This is a genomic window from Sandarakinorhabdus sp., from assembly GCF_031422795.1.
In the GTDB taxonomy this organism is placed as follows: Bacteria; Pseudomonadota; Alphaproteobacteria; order Sphingomonadales; family Sphingomonadaceae; genus Sandarakinorhabdus.
Genome location: NZ_JANPML010000114.1, coordinates 1 through 4,839, shown reverse-complemented (window position 1 = coordinate 4,839; position 4,839 = coordinate 1). Strand labels below are relative to the sequence as shown.

Genomic DNA, 4,839 nt, shown 5'->3' with positions numbered 1-4,839 from the left:
CGCCAGCGAGGTGATCGACGGCGACGCCAGTCGCGCGCTGTGGGCCGGCATTGCCAGCCTGGCTGGCTATCTGGAAGCCGACGACATCGTCTGGCGCTGCCCGCTGCCGGCCAGCCGCGCACCGGCCCTGGCGGCGTTGCTACCGGCGGCGGCACGGCTGCGGCTGGATTGGGCCGGCGCCCTGGCCTGGGTGGTGCTGCCGGCTGGCGCCACCGATCTCGATCTCCACGCGCTGGTGGCGCAGGCCGCTGGCCGCGACGGCCATGCCGAACGGCTGCGCGGGCCAGCCTGTGCCATTCCGGCCCGCTCACCGTTGGAGCCGGGCCTGGCGGCCCTGTCGGCACGGGTGAAGACGCTGTTCGATCCGGCCGGCATCCTGTCGCCAGCCGCGGCACCGGGCGGCGCGGCATGACCGGGATCGACGTTGCCGCCGCGCAGGATCGCATCCGAAAATGCGTGCATTGCGGGTTCTGCACCGCAACCTGCCCGACCTATCTTGTCACCGGCGACGAACTCGACAGTCCGCGTGGCCGCATCTGGCTGATGAAGGACATGCTGGCCAAACCGGCGGCGGCCCCGTCGCCGCGCGCAGTGCATCATATCGATCGCTGCCTGTCGTGCCTGTCGTGCACCACCACCTGCCCGTCGGGGGTGGATTACATGCATCTGGTCGACACTGCCCGCACCCATATCGAAATCACGCATCGCCGGCCGCTGCCTGATCGGCTGCTGCGTGCCCTGCTGCCGGCGCTGCTCACCCGGCGCGGCCTGCTGCGCGCGTTGCTGCGCGCGGGCCGGCTGGTGCGAGGGCTGGCGCCGGTTTTGCCGGCACGGCTGGCGGCGATGCTGGCGATGGTGCCAGAAGCCGTTCCGGCACCGGGCCTTGCCGAACGGCGGATCCCGCCCCCGCCGGCTGGCGCCCGCAGCGGCCGGGCGATCCTGCACTTGGGCTGTGTGCAGCCGGTGTTGCGCCCGGCGATCGACGATGCCGCGCTGCGCCTGCTCGCCCGCCACGGGGTGGAGGTGGTGATCACCCGGCAATCCGCCTGCTGCGGCGCGCTCGATCACCACTTGGGCCGGCACGCCGCCGCTGCCGCCCATGCCCGGGCCAATATCGCGGCGTGGGAAGCCGCAGGCAAAGTCGACGCCATCATCATCACCACATCGGGTTGCGGCACGGTGATCAAGGATTATGCGGCGCTGTTTGCCGATGATCCCGCCATGGCCGCCCGCGCTGCCGCTGTTGCGGGCCAGGCGCGTGACATCTCCGAATATCTGGCGCTGCTGCCGCCGCTGCCGTCGTGCATCGCGCCCGGCCTGCCTGTCGCCTGGCATAGCGCCTGTTCCCTGCAGCACGGCCAGCAGGTGAAGGCAGCGCCGCGCCAGTTGCTGGTTGCCGCCGGCTTTGATGTGCGCGATCCGGCCGAAGCCCATATCTGCTGCGGCTCGGCCGGCAGCTATGCGATTTTGCAGCCCGAAATGTCGGCTGCGCTCAAGGCGCGCAAGCAGGCCGCCCTGGCCACTACGGGCGCACAGATCGTGGCGAGCAGTAACATCGGCTGCATGGGCCAGATTGGCGGGCCGGAACTGCATGCCGTCCACATGGTGGAACTGCTGGACTGGGCCAGCGGCGGGCCGCAGCCGCCAGGAATCCCGCCGCAGCACGGCTGACAGCTTGTTTCTGCAGGCAATGGTGAACCCGCGACGAGATGGATAGGTTCGCGGGGCCCGGTTTCGGGTTCATCCATGAACAAAGTGGTGCGGCCAAGAAGACTCGAACTTCCACGGCCTTTCGGCCACAACGACCTCAACGTTGCGCGTCTACCAATTCCGCCATGGCCGCACACCAGGGAAATGAGCGCCGGAGCGCCCTTTCGGCAGGAGGGGGCGGGTAGCAGGGGAGGGCTTGTGGTGCAAGCCCTTCCCCGCAATAACCGCGCGTCAGTTGTATTTGCGCAGTTCGTTCTTGGCGATCGCCTGACGGTGGACTTCGTCCGGGCCGTCAGCGAGGCGCAGGGTGCGCTGGCCGGCATAGCCGCTGGCCAGACCATAATCCTGGCACACGCCGCCGCCGCCATGGGCCTGGATGGCGTGATCGTGGATCAGGCAGCTCATGTTGGGCGCCACCACCTTGATCATGGCGATCTCGTTGGCGGCGGCCTTGTTGCCGACCGTGTCCATCATATAGGCGGCCTTGAGCGTGAGCAGGCGCGACTGTTCGATGGCGATGCGCGAATCGGCGATCCGCTCGTGCCACAGGCTGTGTTCGGCAATCGGCTTGCCAAAGGCAACGCGGCTTTTGAGGCGCTTCACCATCTTTTCCAGCGCGCGTTCGGCGGCACCGATCGATCGCATGCAGTGGTGGATACGGCCGGGGCCCAGGCGGCCTTGCGCGATTTCAAAACCGCGGCCTTCGCCCAGGATCATGTTGGCGGCCGGCACGCGCACATTATCGAGAATCACCTCGAAGTGGCCGTGCGGGGCGTCGTCGAAACCGAACACGTTCAGCGGGCGCAGCTTGGTGATGCCGGGTGCATCCAGTGGCACCAGGATCTGGCTCTGCTGGCTGTGGCGCGGCGCCGAAGGATCGGTCTTGCCCATCACGATGGCGATCTTGCAGCGCGGATCACCCACGCCCGACGACCACCATTTGCGGCCGTTGACGACATAATGATCGCCGTCGCGGCGAATCGAGGTTTCGATGTTGGTCGCATCCGACGAGGCCACGCCGGGTTCGGTCATCAGGAAGGCGGAGCGGATTTCGCCGGCCATCAGCGGCTTCAGCCAGGTCTGCTTCTGCTCTTCGCTGCCATAGGTGCGCAGCACTTCCATGTTGCCGGTGTCGGGTGCGGAGCAGTTGAACACTTCCGATGACCAGCCAGCGCGGCCCATTTCTTCGGCCAGCGTGGCATATTCGAGGTTGGTCAGGCCGGGGCCCTTCCATTCGCCGGTGTCATGCTCGCAGATGTTGAGGAACAGGTTCCACAGGCCGGCTTCGCGGGCCTTGGGTTTCAATTCTTCGATCACCGGCAGCACCTTCCAGCGCTCGCCTTCCTGCACTTCCTGATGATAACGCTCTTCGTTCGGGTAGATATGCTCATCCATGAAGCCGCGCAGTTTTTCCAGCAGGGCCTTGGTCTTGTCGCTGTGATCGAAATGCATGGCAGAGCTTTCCCTTTGGCGGTTTATTGCATGATGCAGCGCCCACGCTGTCACGCCTGACCCTGCTTGGCCACTGGCAAAAAGGAAAGAGCGGGCGATTGCGTATCCGACGGCTGGCCCCCGTCGCCACGGACTGGCTTGGCGCCAATTGGCGCAATGGGCATGGTGCGCGACGCAGTCCGCGGTGAACCGCTCTCTCCCTTACATTCCCTGCTATTTGCTTTCTCAGCAGGTTTCTACCGGCCGGCAGTGACCAAGCTGCGCCGATAAACGCACATTTATCCGTGGATTAGGGCGGGATTTGGCTGTCGTTCGGGTTGAATTCCCTGCCGCGAAAACAGGGAATTTTGTCGGCCGAATTGCGATTCTGGTGTCTCTTTTGAGAAGATTCTGGCCAAATTTGACCGCCATTGACCTGACCCCCTGATTTCATCCGGTGGGGATTAGTGCCGGGCGGTTGTTGTTGCGCATGGGCTATTGCGACTCTTGCGGCGCGATAAGTGTGACCGCCACCTCGTCGGCTGTGCGCTCACCGCTCATATGGGCTCCGGAGCAGAGCGCAAAATTGGGCTGGGCCATTGCCTCGCCGGCAAAGAACACGCGATCGCCGAGCGGCCGAGCCAGATCGGCGCGGGCGCTGGATTGGCCTGGTCGTGCCGCAGCGTAAGCGCCGAGAGTCAGCGGATTGCTTTCCCACTCTGAAAGATGGCCTTTGACGAAGTGGTGCCGGGCGTCGTTGCCGACCATCCGCTCGAATTCGTGCAGCGCGAAATCGATGGCGGCTGCCGGCCCCGCGCGCACGATCTCTTGGCCAAATCGCCCTCCGACATAACCGACCACATATTCATGATCGGTCGGAAAAGTGAGGAAAAAGCAGGCTGCGGCCGGCACTCGTTCCTTGACCATGTAAGACAGGTAATCATTGGCCAAAAGTCCAAAACGGGCACCATCAAACCTTAGGCCGATCTTGGCCAAACAGCCCATCGGTAAGTCCGCAATGGCTGCCGCCTTCCAGTCCGGGAGGCCGGGGGTGAAACGGATTGCGCCCGAGGCCAGCACACCGGTCGAGACCGTCACGATGCAGGCGCGCGCCGCAATCGAACCGCGGGATGTCTCGACCGTCACGCCGGCACCGCTCCAATCCAGCGCTGTCACCGCGCAGTTGAACGCGATCGGCAGTTCGGCCCCGAGCCGCGCAACCAGCGTCCCGAGGCCTTCCTTGACCAGATAATCGAAATCATGGCGGGGGCTGGCATTCCAGTCGCTTGTCGAAAGTTGATCGAAGTCGACCCCGAAATCCATCGGTCCGATCCAGGTTTCGACAAGCGCGGCCATCGGATCGTCGCGCGGGATCACATCGGCAGCGGCCCTATCGCCTTCGGCACGGTTCAATGCAGCGGCGATCCGGTTCCACGCCTGTTCGCGCGCACCCTGCTCGGCCAGCGTGGCGCGGCGATCGCCGACGAACAGCACATCGTCGGCGCCGTCATGATCGTGGAGCGTGAACCCGAGGTCATGGGCAAGGCCGAAATGCGGCAACGTTCGGGGCCCCTGCAAAGATGCGCAGCCATGGTCATATGGGGCGCCAAAGATCGTCGATTCGGTGTAGGCGCGGCCGCCGATCCTGTTGGCTGCCTCGACGACGAGTACCTGGAACTCACCGACGCCCTGCTCTTC

At 65.2% G+C, this 4,839-nt stretch carries 3 protein-coding genes, 1 tRNA gene and 1 pseudogene; 2 read left to right on the top strand and 3 right to left on the bottom strand.

What is annotated here, in order from left to right; genetic code table 11:
• Both RMO81_RS04320 and glcF read left to right on the top strand, forming a co-directional pair.
• Window positions 1-412: pseudogene (locus tag RMO81_RS04320) on the top strand (hypothetical protein); the annotation flags it as partial.
• A complete protein-coding gene (gene glcF, locus RMO81_RS04315; protein WP_310474516.1) occupies window positions 409-1,671 on the top strand; it encodes a glycolate oxidase subunit GlcF in 1,263 nt (420 codons plus the stop codon). The pseudogene RMO81_RS04320 and the gene glcF, both read left to right, overlap by 4 nt.
• Before the next feature lie 85 nt (window positions 1,672-1,756).
• Here the strand turns inward: glcF and RMO81_RS04310 are convergent.
• The 3 genes from RMO81_RS04310 to RMO81_RS04300 all read right to left on the bottom strand — a co-directional run.
• Window positions 1,757-1,843, bottom strand: a tRNA-Leu gene (locus tag RMO81_RS04310).
• A gap of 98 nt (window positions 1,844-1,941) precedes the next feature.
• Window positions 1,942-3,162 carry an acyl-CoA dehydrogenase family protein gene (locus RMO81_RS04305; RefSeq protein ID WP_310474515.1) on the bottom strand — a complete coding sequence of 407 codons (1,221 nt, stop codon included), beginning with the start codon at window positions 3,160-3,162 and terminating at the stop codon, window positions 1,942-1,944.
• Between the two features lie 474 nt (window positions 3,163-3,636).
• The coding region (locus RMO81_RS04300) for an NAD(P)/FAD-dependent oxidoreductase (protein ID WP_310474514.1) at window positions 3,637-4,839 on the bottom strand (1,203 nt) is incomplete at its 5' end.

Coding starts and splice junctions, on each gene's coding strand:
- glcF (WP_310474516.1), top strand. CDS start 409: ATGACCGGGATCGACGTTGCCGCCGCGCAGGATCGCATCCGAAAATGC.
- RMO81_RS04305 (WP_310474515.1), bottom strand. CDS start 3,162: ATGCATTTCGATCACAGCGACAAGACCAAGGCCCTGCTGGAAAAACTG.